The organism is Enterococcus hailinensis (genome assembly GCF_045862035.1).
In the GTDB taxonomy this organism is placed as follows: domain Bacteria; phylum Bacillota; class Bacilli; order Lactobacillales; family Enterococcaceae; genus Enterococcus_A; species Enterococcus_A hailinensis.
In genome coordinates, this window is record NZ_BAAFRV010000057.1 from 1 (window position 1) to 1,063 (window position 1,063).

Here is a 1,063-nt window from a genome sequence, read left to right on the forward strand (position 1 = left end):
TCTTAATTGTCAAATTAAGTTAGACAAATCATCAATACTTACGTAACTCAAAAATACTTCCAAAGGTGTTCGATAATCCAGTGATTTTCTAGGAATATTATTTCGTTTAGATGTGACAGATTGAATAAAAGATTCATCTACTGAATTGAAATCCATAGATTTCAATAAACCATCTCTACGTAACAATCCGTTAGAATTCTCGTTTAGGCCTCTTTGAGACGGCGTTCCTGGATCAGCGAAATAAATGGCAATATCATTGGCATTACTGATTTGTTTCCAATTTGAAAATTCCTTTCCACAATCAAAAGTGATGGATTTGAATAGATTTTTCGGTACAGATTCAAACCAATGATTTAATTTTTTTTCAATATCAATCGCTTGTCTACCACACGGTTTCAATGTGATGATAACTTTTGATAATCGTTCAACTAAGGTAATTACAGCACTTTTATGTTTCAGACCTACGATAGTGTCACCTTCAAGGTGACCAAACTCATTTGAGAATTGGCTATAATCTTTTTCACGTTCATGAATAGAGCGGCGGAAAGCTTGTTTTCCACGCCTTTCTTGATGTCCATTCGGTTTACGCTTGCCTTTCATCGGTAAGTCAGAAGGATTAAATAGCCCCTTTTTGAACATACGATAAATGGTACGAGCAGAACAACGAATAGGAAACGCTGCACGACCAACAATCACATCGGGTGTCCATCCTTGAACAACCTTTCTTTGAATATATTCTGATTGTTCCTCGGGTAAAACAAGCGGGCGTCTACCACAGTTTGATTTGTTTTTCTTATACTGTTGATAGTATTCTAAGGCTGATTTTCCTTGCTTGAAGAATAGGTATACTTTATGGATCGTTTGTCTTGAACGATTCAAGCAATGCGCAGTTTTCGCAACAGATTGATTTATTTTGAAATAAGACTCTATCATTACAAGTTCATCCGTTGTAAGATGGGTATAGGTCATTTGTACTCACTCCTTATAATTCTTTGGTCAGAACTATTTTGAGTGTAGCACAAATGGCTTTTTTAGTTGTCTAGCTTAATTTTACAATCGGCGT

At 35.7% G+C, this 1,063-nt stretch carries 1 protein-coding gene; it reads right to left on the bottom strand.

All coding sequences use genetic code 11. The features are described 5' to 3' along the window. Positions 1-9 precede the first annotated feature (9 nt). Positions 10-969, bottom strand: a complete 960-nt coding sequence (locus ACKTSC_RS13425; protein ID WP_002330482.1) for an IS30 family transposase — start codon at positions 967-969, stop codon at positions 10-12. Between the last annotated feature and the right edge of the window lie 94 nt (positions 970-1,063).